Origin of the sequence: Lichenihabitans psoromatis (genome assembly GCF_004323635.1) — a bacterium.
Classification (GTDB): Bacteria; Pseudomonadota; Alphaproteobacteria; order Rhizobiales; family Beijerinckiaceae; genus Lichenihabitans; species Lichenihabitans psoromatis.
Genome location: NZ_CP036515.1, coordinates 3,101,498 through 3,118,462, shown reverse-complemented (window position 1 = coordinate 3,118,462; position 16,965 = coordinate 3,101,498). Strand labels below are relative to the sequence as shown.

At 63.8% G+C, this 16,965-nt stretch carries 11 protein-coding genes; 4 read left to right on the top strand and 7 right to left on the bottom strand.

Going from position 1 to position 16,965, the window contains the following annotated elements; translation table 11 throughout:
• Positions 1–33: 33 nt before the first annotated feature.
• The 3 genes from EY713_RS14460 (at position 34) to EY713_RS14450 (ending at position 6,615) form a co-directional block, all read left to right on the top strand.
• Complete coding sequence (locus EY713_RS14460) at positions 34–1,371, top strand: MFS transporter (protein ID WP_131115952.1); 1,338 nt, start codon at positions 34–36, stop codon at positions 1,369–1,371.
• 72 nt (positions 1,372–1,443) lie between these two features.
• Positions 1,444–4,107 (top strand): aminopeptidase N, encoded by a 2,664-nt coding sequence (pepN, locus tag EY713_RS14455; RefSeq protein WP_131115950.1) that lies wholly within the window; start codon positions 1,444–1,446, stop codon positions 4,105–4,107.
• 306 nt (positions 4,108–4,413) lie between these two features.
• The gene (locus EY713_RS14450; RefSeq protein ID WP_245573018.1) at positions 4,414–6,615 is read left to right on the top strand and encodes a PAS domain-containing sensor histidine kinase; all 2,202 of its coding nucleotides are present in this window, start codon (positions 4,414–4,416) and stop codon (positions 6,613–6,615) included.
• A 17-nt stretch (positions 6,616–6,632) separates the two neighbouring features.
• Here EY713_RS14450 and EY713_RS14445 read toward each other — a convergent pair whose 3' ends face one another.
• The 5 genes from EY713_RS14445 to EY713_RS14425 all read right to left on the bottom strand — a co-directional run bounded on the left by EY713_RS14445 (position 6,633) and on the right by EY713_RS14425 (position 13,951).
• Positions 6,633–9,566: a bifunctional [glutamine synthetase] adenylyltransferase/[glutamine synthetase]-adenylyl-L-tyrosine phosphorylase gene (locus EY713_RS14445; RefSeq protein WP_131115946.1), complete on the bottom strand. Its 2,934-nt coding sequence runs from the start codon at positions 9,564–9,566 to the stop codon at positions 6,633–6,635.
• Complete coding sequence (locus tag EY713_RS14440) at positions 9,563–11,050, bottom strand: sensor histidine kinase (protein ID WP_131115944.1); 1,488 nt, start codon at positions 11,048–11,050, stop codon at positions 9,563–9,565. The genes EY713_RS14445 and EY713_RS14440 overlap by 4 nt, the downstream gene beginning before the upstream one ends.
• A complete protein-coding gene (locus EY713_RS14435; protein WP_131119749.1) occupies positions 11,034–11,717 on the bottom strand; it encodes a response regulator transcription factor in 684 nt (227 codons plus the stop codon). Before EY713_RS14435 ends, EY713_RS14440 begins: the two co-directional genes overlap by 17 nt.
• A gap of 142 nt (positions 11,718–11,859) precedes the next feature.
• On the bottom strand, positions 11,860–13,431 hold the full coding sequence (locus tag EY713_RS14430; protein ID WP_131115942.1) for a Do family serine endopeptidase: 1,572 nt from the start codon (positions 13,429–13,431) through the stop codon (positions 11,860–11,862).
• 145 nt (positions 13,432–13,576) lie between these two features.
• Positions 13,577–13,951: a nuclear transport factor 2 family protein gene (locus tag EY713_RS14425; RefSeq protein WP_131115940.1), complete on the bottom strand. Its 375-nt coding sequence runs from the start codon at positions 13,949–13,951 to the stop codon at positions 13,577–13,579.
• Positions 13,952–14,032: 81 nt separating this feature from the next.
• Here EY713_RS14425 and EY713_RS14420 point away from each other — a divergent pair, with 81 nt between their 5' ends.
• The gene (locus EY713_RS14420; protein ID WP_131115938.1) at positions 14,033–14,503 is read left to right on the top strand and encodes a MarR family winged helix-turn-helix transcriptional regulator; all 471 of its coding nucleotides are present in this window, start codon (positions 14,033–14,035) and stop codon (positions 14,501–14,503) included.
• Here the strand turns inward: EY713_RS14420 and EY713_RS14415 are convergent.
• Both EY713_RS14415 and EY713_RS14410 read right to left on the bottom strand, forming a co-directional pair.
• Positions 14,500–14,973: a cytochrome c-type biogenesis protein gene (locus EY713_RS14415; RefSeq protein WP_131119747.1), complete on the bottom strand. Its 474-nt coding sequence runs from the start codon at positions 14,971–14,973 to the stop codon at positions 14,500–14,502. The genes EY713_RS14420 and EY713_RS14415 overlap by 4 nt on opposite strands.
• Positions 14,973–16,964 carry a heme lyase CcmF/NrfE family subunit gene (locus EY713_RS14410; protein ID WP_131115936.1) on the bottom strand — a complete coding sequence of 664 codons (1,992 nt, stop codon included), beginning with the start codon at positions 16,962–16,964 and terminating at the stop codon, positions 14,973–14,975. The genes EY713_RS14415 and EY713_RS14410 overlap by 1 nt, the downstream gene beginning before the upstream one ends.
• Position 16,965 lies beyond the last annotated feature (1 nt).

Below are 16,965 nucleotides of genomic sequence, written 5' to 3'. Positions count from 1 at the left end.
CGGCGCGCCCCGGAACGATCGAGGTTATTGCGTATGCTTCTGAGGTTGTTGATCTCGAAACGGTTCGCGCCATTATTCTGGTGCCAGTTCTTTTCCGCCTTCAACGACAATCTCGTCCGCACTATGCTGGCCATGATGATCCTGTTCCGCGTCGGCGAAGAAGCGGCAGGGCCGCTCGTCACACTCGCGGTCGGTGTGTTTATCGCGCCATCCCTGCTTTTGTCCGCGGTCGGCGGCCAACTGGCCGATGCGAGCGACAAGGCCAAGGTGGCGCGTTGGCTGAAGCTGGGCGAATTCGCGATCCAGATCCTGGTTGCGGCAGGATTCTGGTTCGGCTCGATCGGTACCCTCTTCGTCGGTTTGTTTGCGCTCGGCGCGGCGGCCGCCCTGTTCAGCCCGATCAAATACGGCATTCTCCCCGATCACCTGTCGACCGAGGAACTCACCGCCGGCAATGCTTTCATCGAGGGTGCGACCTTCGTGGCGATCCTGCTCGGCCTCGTGGCGGGTGGCATTACCGGCCTAAAATCCACCGCGCCGTGGCTCGTGGTGGCGCAATTGATCGGCGTCGGTCTCGCCTCTTATCTGGCAACCTTATTTATTCCATCGACCCGCATCGCGGCGCCCGGCCTCAAAATAACGCGCAACCTCGTCGCGTCGACTTTCACGATGATCCGCGATCTTCGCACCAGCCGCCGCCTCTGGATTGGCGCGCTCGGCGTCAGTTGGTTCTGGCTGAGCGGCGCCGTCACGTTGTCGCTCGTCCCGCTCGTGGTCAAGCAGCGGATCGGCGGCGGCGTCGAGGTCGAGACCGCCATCAGCGTGTTTTTTGCCATCGGCGTCGGCCTCGGATCGCTCGCCACCGTGCTGATTGCGCGTGGGCGTATCTACATCAAACACGTGCCATTTGCGGCCGTGTTCATGGCCATCTTCCTGGTCGATATCGGCCTTGCGACATCCTCGCTCGGCAACGTGCACGAAACCATGAGCCTCGGCGATTTCCTGCATAGCTTCATCGGCTTGCGGATCGCCATTGACCTGATCGGCCTCGCCTGCGCTGGAGGCATGTTCTCGGTGCCTCTTTTCGCCGCAGTCCAATCTTGGTCGAGCGAGGATCGTCGGGCGCGGGTTGTTGCGGGCGTCAGCGTCCTCAACGCTCTGTTCATGGTGCTCGGCTCGGTCGTGACCGCAAGCCTCCAATCGGCTTACATCAACGTCCCTGATCCGGTGTTGTTGATCGGCCTTGGCGCCGCCAACGTCGGAGCGGCGCTTTACTTCTACGTGACGCTGCCGCGCGGCCACGCCGTGACCTATGCGCCCGACACCTATGCGACCGACCTCGGCGCTGGAGGCGAGCGGTCGCGAGCCTAATCGGCGGCGTCGACCACAAAGCCGCCCGGCCTACCGTGTCTGACTGACCTGCAACGTTTGAGGGAAACGCCGATGCGCGCCGACCAGGACCAGCCTATCCGCCTCGTCGACTACCGACCGTCAGACTATGTGATCGATACAATCGATCTCGACATCATCCTTCATCCGACCGCGACGCGCGTGACGTCACGCCTGTCGATCCGTCCCAACCCCAAGGGCCGAGCCAATGCGCCGCTGGTCCTTGATGGTGATGGGCTTGTCCCCGTTGCCGTGACGCTCGACGACGCCGCGCTCGATTTATCGACGGGGTTCGCGACAGCAGATCGTCTCACTATCGAGACACCGCCGCAACGGCCGTTCGTCCTCATTGTCGAAACCCGGCTGGACCCGACGGCCAACACCAAACTGATGGGTCTTTACCGGTCAGGCTCGGCTTATTGTACGCAATGCGAGGCGGAGGGCTTCCGCCGCATCACCTACGCGCTCGACCGGCCGGACGTCCTGTCGGTCTTCACGACCCGCATCGAGGCCGCACGCGCCGAGGCAAGTGTGCTGCTCGGCAACGGCAATCTGGTGCGGCAAGGCACGGTCGAGGCTGCCGAAGGTGAGGACCGGCATTTCGCGGTCTGGCACGATCCGCACCCCAAGCCGCCATATTTGTTCGCGGTCGTCGGCGGCAATCTCGCGTCGATCCACGACAGCTTCTCGACCAGCGAGGGACGCGTCGTCTCGCTCGGAATCTATGTCGAGCCCGGCAAGGAGCCGCTCGCGGTCTATGCGATGGACGCGCTGAAACGCTCGATGCGTTGGGACGAAACAGCGTTCGGCCGCGCCTATGATCTTGATGTGTTCAACATCGTTGCGGTCTCGGACTTCAACATGGGCGCGATGGAGAATAAGGGCCTCAACGTCTTCAACGACAAATACATCCTGGCGTCCCCCGAAACCGCAACCGATGCCGATTACGCAGGCATCGAAACCGTAGTAGCGCATGAATATTTCCACAACTGGACCGGCAATCGGATCACCTGCCGGGACTGGTTCCAACTCTGCCTGAAGGAAGGTCTCACGGTCTTCCGCGACCAGGAGTTCAGCGCCGACCAGCGCTCGCGTGCCGTGAAGCGCATCGCGGATGTTCGCACGTTGCGGGCGCGCCAGTTTCCCGAAGATGGCGGACCGCTGGCTCATAGCGTCCGGCCCGTCGTCTATCGCGAGATCAACAATTTCTACACGGCGACCATCTACGAGAAGGGCGCCGAGATCATCCGCATGCTGCAATTGCTGATCGGCAGCGACGCTTTTGCAACCGGCATGACGTTGTATTTCGATCGGTACGACGGCACCGCCGCCACGATCGAGCAATTCATTGGGTGCTTCGCCGAGACATCGGGGCGCGATCTAACCCAATTCATGCGCTGGTACGAGCAGGCCGGCACGCCAGTGGTGACAGCCACCCACGGCTACGATGCTTCTGCCAAGACCCTGACGCTCGACATCGCGCAGCGCACACCGGAGACGCCGGGGCAGTCCGAGAAGTCGCCGCTCGTCATGCCGCTCGCGCTGGGCCTCGTCGGCGCAGAGGGAGACGCGATCCCGCTCGACGCCGTCCGAAGCGACGATCTGACCGAGGCGGAGCGTAAAGCCGGAACCATCGAGCTCACGACAGCGGAGCGCCGGATCGTCCTTCATGACGTTCCCGGGCCCGTTTCTCCATCCTGGTTGCGCGGATTTTCGGCTCCGGTCCGTCTGATATCGAGCCTCACGGAACAGGATCGGTTGATCCTGCTGGCGCATGATAGCGACGGCTTCAATCGATGGGAGGCGGCTCAGACTCTCGTGAGCCACTATATTCTCGACGGTTTGACGTCGGACGAAGCACCGGACGAGGAGCGTCTCGCCGCGCTGCTCAGCGCCTTTTCGGCCGTGCTCAACGGGGCGCTGGTCGACCCTGCCTTTACGGCGCAGGTTCTCAACCTTCCGAGCGAAGCGGATCTGGCGCGCGATGTCGGCCGGGATGTCGATCCCGATGCCATCCATCGTCGACGCGAAGAGCTTCGAGGCGATATCGGCCAAACCCTCCGCACACCCCTCCTCGACCTCTACGACACGCTGTCCAAGCCGGTGGCCTATAGCCCAGACGCATCCAGCGCGGGACGAAGAGCTCTGCGAAACGTCGTCCTCGGTTATCTGGCGGCCGGCGACCCGATGGACGGCGCACGCCTCTGCGCGGCGCAGTTCGACACGGCCGATAACATGACCGATCGCATGGCCGCACTCGGGATCATGACCCTCATCCCCGGTTCCAAACAAGACGGCCTGCTGGCGCGGTTTTATGCGATGTTCGAGCGCGACGCGCTTGTGGTCGACAAATGGCTCGCGGTGCAGGCCGTAAGCCCTGATCCCACCACCTTGGACCGGGTGCAGAGCCTCATGCGCCATCCCGCCTTCTCGTTATCGAACCCCAACCGGGTCTACTCCCTGATCGGCTCCTTCGCGAGCAATCCAACTCAGTTCAATCGTGCCGACGGCCGCGGATATGACCTCGTGGCCGAGGTCGTCCTGGCGGTCGATGCCATCAACCCCCAGGTCGCCGCGCGCGTGCTGAACGCCTTTCGATCCTGGCGGATGATGGAGAGCGGCCGCCGCGATCGTGCCGAGGCCGCACTTCGCCGCATCTCGGCACGAAATACGCTATCGGCCGACGTCCGCGACATCGTCGACCGATCGCTTGCCTAAGCTAAGACTCTGCTTCGACTCAAGGATTTAGGCCGATAAAACGGTGGCCAAAATAAAGCTAAACTATGGTTAACGAACCTCTGGACTTTGGGGCTCCAGAGGATTCAGATGACAGTGATTCGGGGCGATGCGGCACATTCCCCGGGTCAGACTTGGCAGACGAGGGGGCACCTCATGGCTCGCGTTAACGCGGCCAACGACTTCGCACGCGCGGGGTCGTTGCAAGGACTTGCGCGTGCACTGGCTGAGCCCTCTCACCCGAGGACGGCTGATTATGAGTGGCTGATCCGTCGGATCGTGCCCGTGATGGTCGTGTTCTTTCTTGCGATTCTCGCGACCGGCGCCTTTTTCCAGGCCACCCAATCCCGCGATCGCGCCCTCGGCGATGCCGTCGACGACATCGAACTTGTCAGCGCCGTCGTTGCGGCGCAACTAAACGATTCAATTACCCACAGCCCAGACGGCTCCCTTCTCGACACCCTTGCCAAAACTCTGCCGTCCCGCGCTCTCGCGTCTGGCCGCCAGCTGATCATTTCCGACGCATCCGGCGTCATCGTCGGCATGTTGCCGCCAGACCCGATCAGCAGCGACCATCCGTTCAAGCAGACCCTGTATGACCGGCTCGGACCGGCGCAGCCGCTCACGACTTTCAACGAGAAAGCCGGCGTTCTCCGCATCACCCTGTCGGACGGAGAAGATGCCTTTGCGACCGTCCGCGCACTGCGACCGCCCTATGGGCAAATCGCCATCGTGCATCCGGTTGCGGGCCTCCTGGCCGACTGGCGCTCCGCCTCGTTCCGCTCGGGATTCTTGCTATTCGCGACCGCCTTCGTGTTATTCGCGATCGCCTCCGCCTATTTTTGGCAATCCGGCCGCGCCGCTGCGGCCGAGATGCTTTACGCCAAGGTTCATGGCCGGATCGACACGGCGCTGAACCGCGGCCGCTGCGGCTTGTGGGACTGGGATCTGGCGCGAGGCCGGATCTACTGGTCCGAATCCATGTATGCGATGCTCGGCATGCAGGCCTCGTCGGAATTCGTTTCCTTCGGCGACATCAACGCCCTCGTGCACCCGCAAGACGACGACCTTTCGACTCTCGCCGAACTCCTGGCCGGCGCCAAGGTCAACGCCATCGATCACGTGTTCCGCCTCCGCAACGTGTCGGGCCAGTGGGTATGGTTGAGGGTGCGGGCCGAACTGGTGCGCGAAACCTACACGGGCGAGCTCTATCTCGTCGGCATCGCGGTCGATATCACCGACGAAAAGGTTTTGGCCGAACGGACCGCGACCGCCGACGTGCGATTGAGCGACGCGATCGAGGGCATTTCGGAAGCCTTCGTGCTGTGGGACGCGGACAACCGCCTCGTGACCTGCAACTCGAAATTCCTGCGGCTCCACAATTTGCTGCCCAACAGCTTTCCGCCGGGCAGCCGCTACTCGGACGTGATCGCACATGCGACGCCGACGCTGGTGCAGACTCAAGTTCCGCTTGGCGAACACCCCGGCACGGGTGCCCGCTCCTACGAGGCGCAGCTCGCGGACGGGCGCTGGCTCCAAATTAACGAACGCCGCACCAAGGATGGTGGCTACGTGTCGGTCGGCACCGACATCACCACGCTGAAGCTGCACGAGGAACGACTGATGGATTCCGAGCGCCGCCTGATGGCGACGGTCGCCGACCTCCGCCGCTCCCGCCAAGCGCTCGAAACCCAAGCGCAGGAACTCGCCGAACTGGCCGAGCGTCACATGGAGAAAAAGGCCGAAGCCGAAAGCGCAAACCGGGCGAAGTCGGAATTTCTCGCTAACATGAGCCATGAGCTCCGCACACCACTCAATGCCATCATCGGCTTTTCCGAGTTGATGTGTGGGGAGATTTTTGGGCCGCTCGGGTCACCGCGTTACGTGGGCTATGCCGGCGACATTAAATCCAGCGGCGAGAGCCTTCTGTCGCTGATCTCGGACGTGCTCGAAATGTCGCGGTTGGAATCGGGCCGCGTCCGCCTCGAGCGGAGCATCTTCCCGGTCGAGGAGACTATCCTGTCGGCCGTCGAGGCCGTCGAAACCCAAGCCGCCGAAAAGCGCCAAACCCTGATGACCGACACGGCGGCGGGATGCTTGGTCCATGCTGACCGCCCTGCCCTCGAAAAAGTGCTGAACACGATCCTCTGCAATGCCTCGAAATTCACGCCGGAGGGTGGGCGCATCACGGTTCGGGCCCGCAACGCCAACGGCGGCCTGAACATCTTCGTGGCCGACAACGGGATCGGCATCGCGCCGGATGCCGTCCGGCGCCTCGGCCGCCCGTTTGAACAGATCGACCCGGCGTTGCTGAACGGCATGAAAGGCTCGGGACTTGGCCTCGCGATCGTCCGGTCGCTCCTCGAACTGCATGGCGGCAGCCTTCGCATCCGCTCGCGCGTCGGCGAAGGCACCATCGTGCTGGCCCATCTGCCCGCGCCGAAGAGCCCGCAATTGAAGCCCGTCCGCCGGCAGAAGGTGCCGGTCTAGGCGCAAGAGATATCGGTTCAGAGCGCGCCCAGCATCGTTACGAAAGTGGCTCGCACAGCAGCGGCGCAGCGGGCTCGGACAGCGTCGAGAAGCTGGAAATCCGGTAACTCGGACGCCTGGACGATCCGCCGCCGGACCCCGATGCCGGATGTGGCGGGATCGAATGACCCCTCGACCGTCAGGCGGATGATCTGCAGGAGGTTTGTGTAAAGCCGATGCGCCTCGATCAATGCCGATGCGGCGCCGTGATCGAGGAGATCGAGCCTTGATGTTTCCGCCAAAATTGCCCGGGTCGATCGAAGCAAGAGCGACGGATGATCTGCCGCGTCCCGCAGCACGATATATTGCGCCATGAAGTCGAGATCGATCAGGCCACCCGCAGCGAGCTTCAGATCCCACGGATCATCTTCGCCCTTCTCCCGCGCCACGAGCGCTCGCATCTCTCGCACGCTCACCCGCAAAGCAGCGGCGTCGCGCCTAGACGTCAGGACCGTCGCGATCGCGGCCTCGACCTTTGCCGAGAGTGCGCTATCGCCCGCGATGACGCGAGCACGCGTCAATGTCATATGTTCCCATGTCTGCGCTTCATGCGCCTGGTAGTGGACAAAGCTGCGGAGTTGCGTCGCGAGCGGCCCCTTGCCGCCAGACGGACGCAACCGCATGTCGACATCGTACAAACGGCCCCGCCGGGTCGCGACCGTCAGAGCCGCGATCAACCGCTGCGTTAGCCTCGCATAGTAGCGCAGCGCGTCGAGTGGACGTGGCCCCGTGCTGTCCGCATGGTCGGGATCGAAATCGTAGATCAGCATCAGGTCGAGGTCCGACCCTGCCGTCATCTCGCGTGATCCGAGCTTGCCGAGCGCCACGACCGCGCAGGCTCCGCCCGGCACCACCCCATGCTCGCGCTCGAACGTCGCCTGGCAATGCGCCAGAGTCGCGCGGACCACGATGGCGGCAAGATCGGAATAGGCCAGACCCGACGTCGCGGGATCGTCGATGGCGGAGAGCAGCCGCACGCCGATGAGGAATAATTCCTCCTGCGCAAAATCGCGCGTGCGGTCGAGAAATTCCTCATCCGGCAAGTCGGGATCGAGCACGGTCTTGGCGCGGGCTTCCAGTCGCACGGGGTCGCCTGCCGTCTGCAGGCTGGCTGGATCGATCGCTGCATCCAGCACGTGCGGCCGGGTCGCGACGGCAGCTGCGAGGCGGGGCGCCACGCCGAGGATATCGCCGAAGAGATCCAGCAGCGCCGCATTCTCGCGCAGCATGGAGAAGAGCTCGATGGCGGCTGGCATGCGGGCGAGCGCTTTGTCGAAGGCCATCAGAGCGGCGTCGGGGTCGCCGGAGCGCGAGAAGGCAATCAGCAGCCGAGGCACCAGATCGGTCAGCACTTCCCGGGCGCGCGGGCTCTGGACTGCGGCACGTCGTCCGAAATGCCAGCCTCGCACCGCTTCCGCAGCTTGCGCCGGGCGCAGGAACCCCAGCCCGCGCAAGGTCTCAAGAGTTTCCGGGTCGTCCTCGACCCCGGTGAAAACAAGGCTCCCGGCTTCGGCGTCGAGAGCCGGGGCATGTTCGAACAGCTTGGCGTAATGCCGCTCGACGGCTTGGGCGTGTGCGACGAACGTGGCCGCAAAGTCGGCGACATCGTCGAAGCCCGCGAAGTTCGCGAAAGCCGCGAGCGCCAACGGATCGGATGGCAGGCGCTGGGTCTGCTCATCGGCGATCATCTGCAGGCGATGCTCGATCGTCCGGAGGAAGCGATAAGCCGCCGACAGATCCTCGACCGCGTCGGCATCGACCCAGCCGTCCCGATGCAATTCGGCCAGCATGTCCAACGTGCGAGCGCCGCGCAGAGCGGGCCGCCGTCCCCCAAAGATGAGTTGCTGCGTCTGTACGAAGAACTCGATCTCGCGGATACCACCCCGGCCGAGCTTCACGTCATGTCCGGCGACCGCGATCTCGGAGTGGCCCCGGACCGCATGGATCTGTCGCTTCATCGCATGGATGTCGGCGATGGCGGCATAGTCGAAATATTTGCGCCAGATGAAGGGCGAGAGATCGCGTAGGAACGCGTCCCCGAGGCTTGTGTCGCCAGCGACCGGCCGGGCCTTGATGAGCGCTGCCCGCTCCCAGTTCTGGCCGTAGCGTTCATAATACGAGAAGGCCGACGACAGCCCGAGTGCGACTGCGGTGGAGCCTGGATCGGGTCGCAGCCGCAGATCGACGCGCACCACATAGCCGTCGCCCGTCCTCTCGCTGAGGATTCGCGCCAAGCTCTGGACCAGCTTGACATAAAAAGGCGCCGCGACGGTCTTGGCGGCCAGCGTCGGCGTGTCCGGATCGAAAAACGCCACGATGTCGATATCGCTCGAGTAATTCAGCTCACGCGAGCCTTGCTTGCCGAGCGCCAGAATGACGATGCCGCAGCCGATTTCCGGCCGATCGACGTCGGCGAGCACCAATTTGCCGGATCGATGCGCCTCGCGCAGAAGCACGCGGATCGCCGCCGAAACCGCGCGGTCGGCGAATTGCGTCAGCGCTGCCGTCACCGCCTCGACCGACCAGACGCCCCCCAGATCGGCAAGCGCCACCAACAAGGCGACGGACGCCTTCGCTTGCCGGAGCGCCTGCATGACGTCGGCGACCGGGATGGCGGGACTGTCGCAACGCTGGTCCATCGTCTCGAGACAGCGCTCGAGATGCTGCTCCGGCGCCTCCGCCAGCATGGCAGACAAGCGCGCGTCGTCTGCTACGACCAACCGCCAGAGATACGGCGAATGATCGGCGAGGCCGAGCAGGAGCGCGTCGACCTCTGGCGCCGCAAAGCCGATGGCGTGACGAGGGTCGAGGCCCGCCCGCCATGCTTCGACCCGATCTCGGGCAAGATCGGGGCGTGTCAGGCGGGGTGCGTCGCGCAGTTGCGCCGCGAGGGACGAGGAGGCTTCGCTCATGACACGCGAGCAGCCTCGACAGGCCGCGGCAGGAGCAGCGACTCCCGCGGGGCCTCGATCCCATGCCGTTTGTCGAGAGCCGGCAGTGACAGGACGACCCGCAAGCCCGGCGCATTATCCTGGATGCGGAGTTCGCCATGATGCAACCGCGCGACCGCAGCCGCCATCGAGAGACCCAGCCCAGACCCAGGACGCGAGCGCGCCCCTTCCAGTCGGACGAACCGTTCGAGCACGCGTGATCGGTCGACGGCCGCGATACCCGGACCCCGATCCGCCACGACGATCACCACAGCGTCCCTGTCGCGGCTGACGCTCACCTCGATCAAGGCCGGATGCGCACTATCGGCACCCATCGCCTCAGCCGGATCATTGGAGGTCCGCGCACCGTATTTCAGCGCATTGTCGATCAGGTTCGCGACGGCTTGCCCGATCAACTCTCGGCTGGCCAACCCGACGAGATCCGGCTGCACGTCGCTGCGAAGCTCGATATGCGCTTCCTCGGCCGAGGGTTCGTAGAGTTCGACGACATCACGCACCACGCTGCTGATATCGCAGGGAGCGACAACGCCGAGGCTGCTGCCCGCCTCGGCTCGCGCGATCATCAACAGCGCCGAAAAGATGCTCATCAGGCGATCGGCTTCCTCGATCGTCTTGTCGAGAGCATGCCGATAATCTTCAGGCGTCTTCGCGGTCCGCAGCGCCTGCTCGGCCCCGTTCCGCAGGCGCGTCAACGGCGTGCGAAGATCATGCGCGATATTGTCCGAGACTTCCTTCATGCCCGTCATCAACTCACCGATGCGGTCCAGCATCGCATTGAGGTTCTGCGCCAGCCGATCGAGTTCGTCGCCCGTGCCGCCGGTCGGTAAGCGCCGCGTGAGGTCGCCCGTCATGATCGTGGCTGCACTGTCGCTCATCGCGTCGACCCGGTGCAGCACGCGCCGCGCCACGACGATGCCGCCAAAGGTGCCGATGCCCGCAAGCCAGAGCAACGACGTGATCAGCGCGTGGGTGATGACCTTTCGCAGGCTTTCCCGCTCGTCGAGATCACGCCCGACCATAAGCCGAAATCCGCCCGGCAGCAGGAAAATGCGAGCCAGTGCCGTGTAATTCTGGCCCTTGTCGTTCGGGCGCTCGTAGGGCGTTTCGACGAGGCCGGGATGATCGATCACGCCGGACGGGAGCGTCGTCACATTGCCGGCCAGTTTCTCACCGGCATAGTTGGTGACAAGATACAGCGAGGAGCCGGGCTGGGCCGAACGCCGTTCGATGATGTCGACCAGATGTCGCATCCCGCCGGTCTCGTATTGCTCCGCAAGGCCGGTGATTTCGGCCTCGACGGTCTGCCCAATTTGCTCGTCGAGCAGGAGATTGACGTTCCAGGCGACGCCGCCGAGCACGAAGCCGGCACCGATCCCGAAGATGATCAGATAGGCGAGCGACAGCTTGAACACTGTCGTGCGGAAGAGCTTACCGAGCGCCGTCACGAATCATATATCCGGCACCGCGAACAGTGTGGAGCAGCGGCGGCTCCGGCCCTTTGTCGATTTTCGAACGAAGGCGGGAAATGTGAACATCGATCACATTGGTCTGCGGGTCGAAGTGATAGTCCCAGACATTTTCGAGCAGCATCGTCCGGGTCACGACCTGCCCGGCATGTTTCATGAGATATTCGAGCAGGCGAAACTCACGCGGTTGCAGCACGATATCCTTGCCGGCCCGCAGCAGTTTATGGGAGAGGCGATCAAGCTCGAGATTGCCGACCCGGTAGACTGTCGTGTCACTGGAGCCGGACGTTTTCCGCCGCGACAGCACCTCGACTCGGGCGAGCAGTTCCGCAAACGCGTAAGGCTTCGTCAGATAGTCGTCGCCGCCTGCGCGCAAACCCTTGACCCGGTCATCGACCTGCCCGAGCGCCGACAGGATCAGGACCGGCGTTTCGATCTTCTGTTCGCGCAGGCCGCCGATCAGCGACAGCCCGTCCATCTTGGGCAGCATGCGATCGACGATCAGGACATCATATTGACCGTCCCGGGCAAGCCCGTAGCCTTCCAGTCCGTCCGACGCGACGTCGGGGAGGTGACCGACTTCGGTGAAGGCTTTAGATAGGTAGGCCGAGGCCTCCGCATCATCTTCGATGATCAGAATCTTCATGCTGGACATGTATGACACTTTCGCGCCGCATATCAGCGGGTACGAGCCAAGCGGGCGAGAAAATTGGACCGGCAGCCCAGCCGAAGCCGGACTGCCGCATCGATTGGCCTACCCACCGGCCTAGACGTGGCGGGCCGTCGGCTTAGCCGACAGACTTCGTGGCCAAAGCCAGGAAGCGGATCGAATCACCGCTTTTCACGCGCAGCAGCAGAGCCTTCTGGCCGTCTTTCTTCGCAGCCGAGAAGGCGGCCGTGATTTCAGACGGCTTCGACACCGCTTTGCCGCCAGCCTCAAGGATTACGTCGCCGACGCTGAGACCCTTCTGAGCCGCGATGCCGTCCGGATCGACTTCGGCGATCGTGACGCCTTCCTTGCTGCCGCCGGGAACCACCGACGATGGCACCAAGGTCAGCCCGAGCGAGGTCATCTCGGCCTTGTCGTCCTGCGCCGGAACCTCGGCCTTGGCCTCCTTATCGGCCGGCAACTTGCCGAGCGTGACGGGGACCACCTTGTTGGTGCCATCGCGCCAGATGGTGAGATCGACCTTCTTGTCGGGTCCCATATTGGCGATCTTGCGCGACAACTCGCGCGGTCCGTCGATCATGTCGCCATTGACGGCCGTCACGACATCACCCGACTTGATGCCAGCGCTCGATGCCGGCGAACCCTTCTGCGGCTCGGCCACGAGCGCGCCCTTGGTGTCCTTCAGGCCGAGGCTGTCGGCGATGTCGGAATTGACCGGCTGAATCTGGATGCCGAGCCAACCGCGCGCCACCGACCCATTGGCCTTCAGCGAGGCCACGACGTCCTTGGCGACCTCGGCCGGGATCGCGAAGCCGATACCGACACTCCCGCCGGATGGCGAGAAGATCGCGGTGTTGACGCCCACGACCTGACCCTGCGTGTTGAACGTCGGGCCGCCCGAATTACCGCGGTTCACTGGCGCATCGATCTGCAGGAAATCGTCATAGGGCCCGGCACCAATGTCACGGCCGCGCGCCGACACGATACCGGCCGTCACCGTGCCACCGAGGCCGAAGGGGTTGCCGACCGCGATCACCCAATCCCCGACGCGAGGCGTGTGGTCATCCCAGGGAACGAAGGGGTAGTTGTCGCCGGTCTTGGCCTTCAGCAGGGCCAGATCGGTCTTCTTGTCGGTACCGACGACCGTCGCAGGGACGACAGTGCCGTCGTTCAGCGTCAGTTGCACGTCGGTGGCATTTTCGACGACGTGGTTGTTGGTCACCACATAGCCGTCCTTCGAGATGAAGAAGCCCGAACCCTGCGCCATGCCGGTGCGCGGATGCGCGTGCGGCATACCCTGCCCCTCGCCGAACTGCTTGAAGAAGCGGTACAGCGGGTCGTCTTTCGGGATGTTCGGCATCGCGCGCTGGTTATTGTTGCCAGCGCTGTTGTCGCTGTCGCTATCGTCGGCCTCGGTGATCTTGACCTTGACGGACACGACCGCGGGGCTGACCCGGTCGACCACATCGGCGAACGAGCCGGGCGCGATCTGTGCGGGCGCGGCTTCCGGCGCAATCTGCGCTGCGTGAACGGGCGCGACGCTCATCAAAGTGGTCTCGGCCGCGACGCCGCCAACCGCGATGACCGCGACGGCGCCCAGAAGGGCGGCACGAAGACGGGTGCGGGGGGCGCGGGAAGCAGAGGTCGACGCCGATCCCTGCAGGGGATTGATTTGGCCGGGCTGTGTCATTGTTGAACTCCTCGGGCTGATCCGAAGCACGCCTTGCGTGTCGTGCTTATGAAGGCAACATGGAGTAGCGCGGCTTACGCGACCATTTCCGTCGCGTGAAATCTTCGTAAGAAACGGTTCGCTGATCGAGCAGGATAGCGGGAGACTATGCCTCGCTCCGGATGTCGAAAGACGTGACCATTCCGTTGGCGACACGAAAGATATGGCCGACCATCTTATCGGTCAGCCCATGGGTTTGATCCTGGAGCGGCTTTCCTTCCAGATCGCGAACGGACTGCCGAACCTCGACCAAGATCGAGCCATCGGCCATCGTCTCAAAGCCGACGGGCTCGACATGTGGACTGACGATCGACCATTGGCGTGTCCAGTAGGCGCGCACGGCCTCGCGGCCATGAACGTGACCGCCGTCCATCCCGTTGGCCCAGGCGACATCATTGGCCAGCACGGCCAGCACGGCGTCGATATCGCGCGCGTTGAAGCTCTCATATATCCGCTTGATGGTCTCGATCGCATGGTCCATCGGGTTCTCTCCTTGGCATGATCGCAAACGCGATATACATATGTACGTCTATATAAGAGTATCGGCAACAGGAGATGGTCGATGAACCTCGATGTACTCTCGACGCCGGGCCACCTGATCGCTCTGGCGGCGCGCGGATTTGCCCGCCTGAGCGAGGCTCGCCTCAAGCCGCTCGGCTTCGGCGTCGGCCAAGTTCCGGTGCTGGTCGCACTTCAGAATGGTCAGGCGAGCACGCAGCGTGATCTCGCCCGCTTTGCTCGGGTCGAGCAGCCCCCAATGGCGCAGATGCTTGCCCGCATGGAGCGGGACGGTCTTGTCCAGCGCACGCCTGACCCGACCGATGGCCGCAGCCAACGCGTCGTGATGACGGAGGTCGCAAAAACACGAATGCCGACCGCAGTCACGGCTCTGTTCCGAGGCAACAGTGAGGCTATGAGCGGCTTCACCGAGGCGGAAGAGGCCGAATTCGTCTCGCTCTTGTCGCGGCTCATCGCCAATCTCGATCGACTCGCGAGTGATGACGGAAGCAGCGCGAGCGAGCCCCGCCCCTAAACCGAGGGCGGCTCCACGAGACGGCTCAGTGCGGCGCGCTCGGCGTCGCTCAGCGGCGGTTCGGCAAGAGGCGCATGTCGTCGCCGCGCCATCAGCAGGCCGCCTGCCCCGAGCAGAAGCAGCAAGAACGGCATGCCCCATAATAACGCCGTCTCGGGCCGCAACGGTGGCTTCAGCAGGACAAAGTCGCCGTAACGCGCCACGAGATAATCGCGGACCTGTTGGTCGCTATCACCGGCGACGAGCCTCTCACGGACCAGCAGGCGCAGATCGCGCGCCAGGGTCGCGGCTGAATCGTCGATCGATTGATTCTGGCAGACGAGACATCGCAGTTCGGACGAGAGGTCGCGGGCTCGCGCCTCCAAAGCGGCGTTCGGCAGAATTTCGTCGGGCTGCACCGCATGGGCAAGCGACGGCACGAGCAGCAGCGCCAGAAGCGCGTAGAGCAACCATAGCCGCAGACGCCGCATCATTCGGCCGCTTGTGGGGCAAGCGGGGCGGGATGCGCGCGCGCCGCGCGGCGCGCGAAGCCGATGCGAAGCCGCCGGTCGGACAGGGACACGGCGCCACCCAGCGCCATGATGAGTGCGCCGATCCAGATCATCGTGACCAGAGGTTTCCAAAACATCCGGGCGTCGATCGAGCCATCGTCATGCTGATCGCCGAGGCTGATATAAACCTGACCGAGATTTATCGTGGCGATACCGGCCTGCGTCACGCTCATCTGGCGTACCGGGAAGGTGCGTTTCGACGGATCGATCGTGGTCACGAGCACACCGCCGCTCCGCACGTCGATCGGGACCGCGACTTCGCTATAGTTCGGACCCTGCCGCGTCTGCAGGTCGCGGATCGTTACGGTATAGGGGCCAAGATCCGTCGTCTGGCCGGGTTTGACCGCGACGACCCGTTCAACGCCCCAGCCGGTCGCGGCAAGACCCATCAGGGTGACACCGATGCCTGCATGCGCCAGCGCCGTCCCCCAAGCCGAGCGTGGCAAGCCAACGGCGCGCGACAGCATAACTCCGATTGGAACACCACGACCGGCGACGCGGGAGGCGATCTCGGCAAAGGCTCCGATGATGAGGTAGAGCGCCAAGCCGACCCCCATCGCGGTCAGCACCGGGCCGCCTTTGATGACGGTCGCCAGAACGAGCGCCAGTGCAAAACCGAGCGCCGCAGCCACCATCAGCCGCTGCGCCGCGCCCACGAGATCGCCGCGCTTCCAGGCCAGCGACTGGCCGAGCGGCATCGCCAGCAGGATCGGCACGAAGATGGGGCCGAACGTCAGGTTGAAGAACGGCGCCCCGACCGAAATCTTCTCGCCAGTCAACGATTCCAGCGCAAGCGGATAAAGTGTGCCGGTCAACACGGTCGCGCAGCAGGTGGTCAGCAGCAGGTTGTTAAACACCAGCGCGCCCTCGCGCGACACCGGCGAGAACAAACCACCCTGCCGTAACGTCGGAGCGCGCCACGCGTAGAGCGCCAACGAGCCGCCGATGAAAACCGTCAGGATCGCCAGGATGAAGACACCGCGGGTCGGATCGGTCGCGAACGTGTGTACCGAGGTGAGCACGCCCGAACGCACCAGAAAGGTGCCCAGCAGCGACAGCGAGAAGGTGAGGATCGCCAGAAACACGGTCCAGATCTTCAAGGCTTCGCGCTTTTCCATGACGGCCGCCGAGTGCAGCAACGCGGTTCCGGCCAGCCACGGCATGAGCGAGGCGTTTTCGACTGGGTCCCAGAACCAGAACCCGCCCCAGCCGAGCGTATAATAGGCCCAGTAGGAGCCCATCGCGATCCCGAGAGTCAGAAAACCCCAGGCGATAAGGACCCAGGGGCGCACGAAGCGGGCCCAGGCAGCATCGAGCCGGCCGCTGATCAACGCCGCCGCCGCGAAAGAGAACACGATCGAAAAGCCGACATAGCCGAGGTAGAGCAGCGGCGGATGGATCGCCAGCCCTGGATCCTGCAGGATGGGATTGAGATCCTGCCCCTCGAACGGTGCCGGCAACCGTCGTGCGAACGGATCCGAGGTGAAGAGGATGAACAGCAAAAACGCCGAGGCGATCCAGGCTTGAACCGCCAATGTGTTGGCCCGGAGATCGTCGGCCATGCCACGGCCCATCGTCGCGACCGCTGCGCCGAACACCGCGAGGATCAACACCCACAGGAGCATCGAGCCCTCGTGGTTCCCCCAGACGCCGGAGATCTTGTAGATCAGCGGCTTGGTCGACAGCGAATTCTCGACCACGTTGGTGAGGCTGAAATCAGACGTGACATGGGCGTAGACGAGCGCCACGAAAGCGTAGCCGATCAGAACGAATTGAACGCAGGCTGCCGGCGCCGCCACACCCGCCAACCCGGCATCGCCGCGCCGCGTGCCCCAAATGGGCAGGACGGACTGCACCAACGCAACCGCAAGCGCCAGAACAAGGGCATAATGGCCGGTTTCGACGATCATC

Bases quoted from the DNA above. Each gene is read 5' to 3' on its own strand.
- EY713_RS14460 (WP_131115952.1), top strand. From the start codon at position 34: ATGCTTCTGAGGTTGTTGATCTCGAAACGGTTCGCGCCATTATTCTGG.
- pepN (WP_131115950.1), top strand. From the start codon at position 1,444: ATGCGCGCCGACCAGGACCAGCCTATCCGCCTCGTCGACTACCGACCG.
- EY713_RS14450 (WP_245573018.1), top strand. From the start codon at position 4,414: ATGGTCGTGTTCTTTCTTGCGATTCTCGCGACCGGCGCCTTTTTCCAG.
- EY713_RS14445 (WP_131115946.1), bottom strand. From the start codon at position 9,566: ATGAGCGAAGCCTCCTCGTCCCTCGCGGCGCAACTGCGCGACGCACCC.
- EY713_RS14435 (WP_131119749.1), bottom strand. From the start codon at position 11,717: ATGAAGATTCTGATCATCGAAGATGATGCGGAGGCCTCGGCCTACCTA.
- EY713_RS14430 (WP_131115942.1), bottom strand. From the start codon at position 13,431: ATGACACAGCCCGGCCAAATCAATCCCCTGCAGGGATCGGCGTCGACC.
- EY713_RS14425 (WP_131115940.1), bottom strand. From the start codon at position 13,951: ATGGACCATGCGATCGAGACCATCAAGCGGATATATGAGAGCTTCAAC.
- EY713_RS14420 (WP_131115938.1), top strand. From the start codon at position 14,033: ATGAACCTCGATGTACTCTCGACGCCGGGCCACCTGATCGCTCTGGCG.
- EY713_RS14415 (WP_131119747.1), bottom strand. From the start codon at position 14,973: ATGCGGCGTCTGCGGCTATGGTTGCTCTACGCGCTTCTGGCGCTGCTG.
- EY713_RS14410 (WP_131115936.1), bottom strand. From the start codon at position 16,964: ATGATCGTCGAAACCGGCCATTATGCCCTTGTTCTGGCGCTTGCGGTT.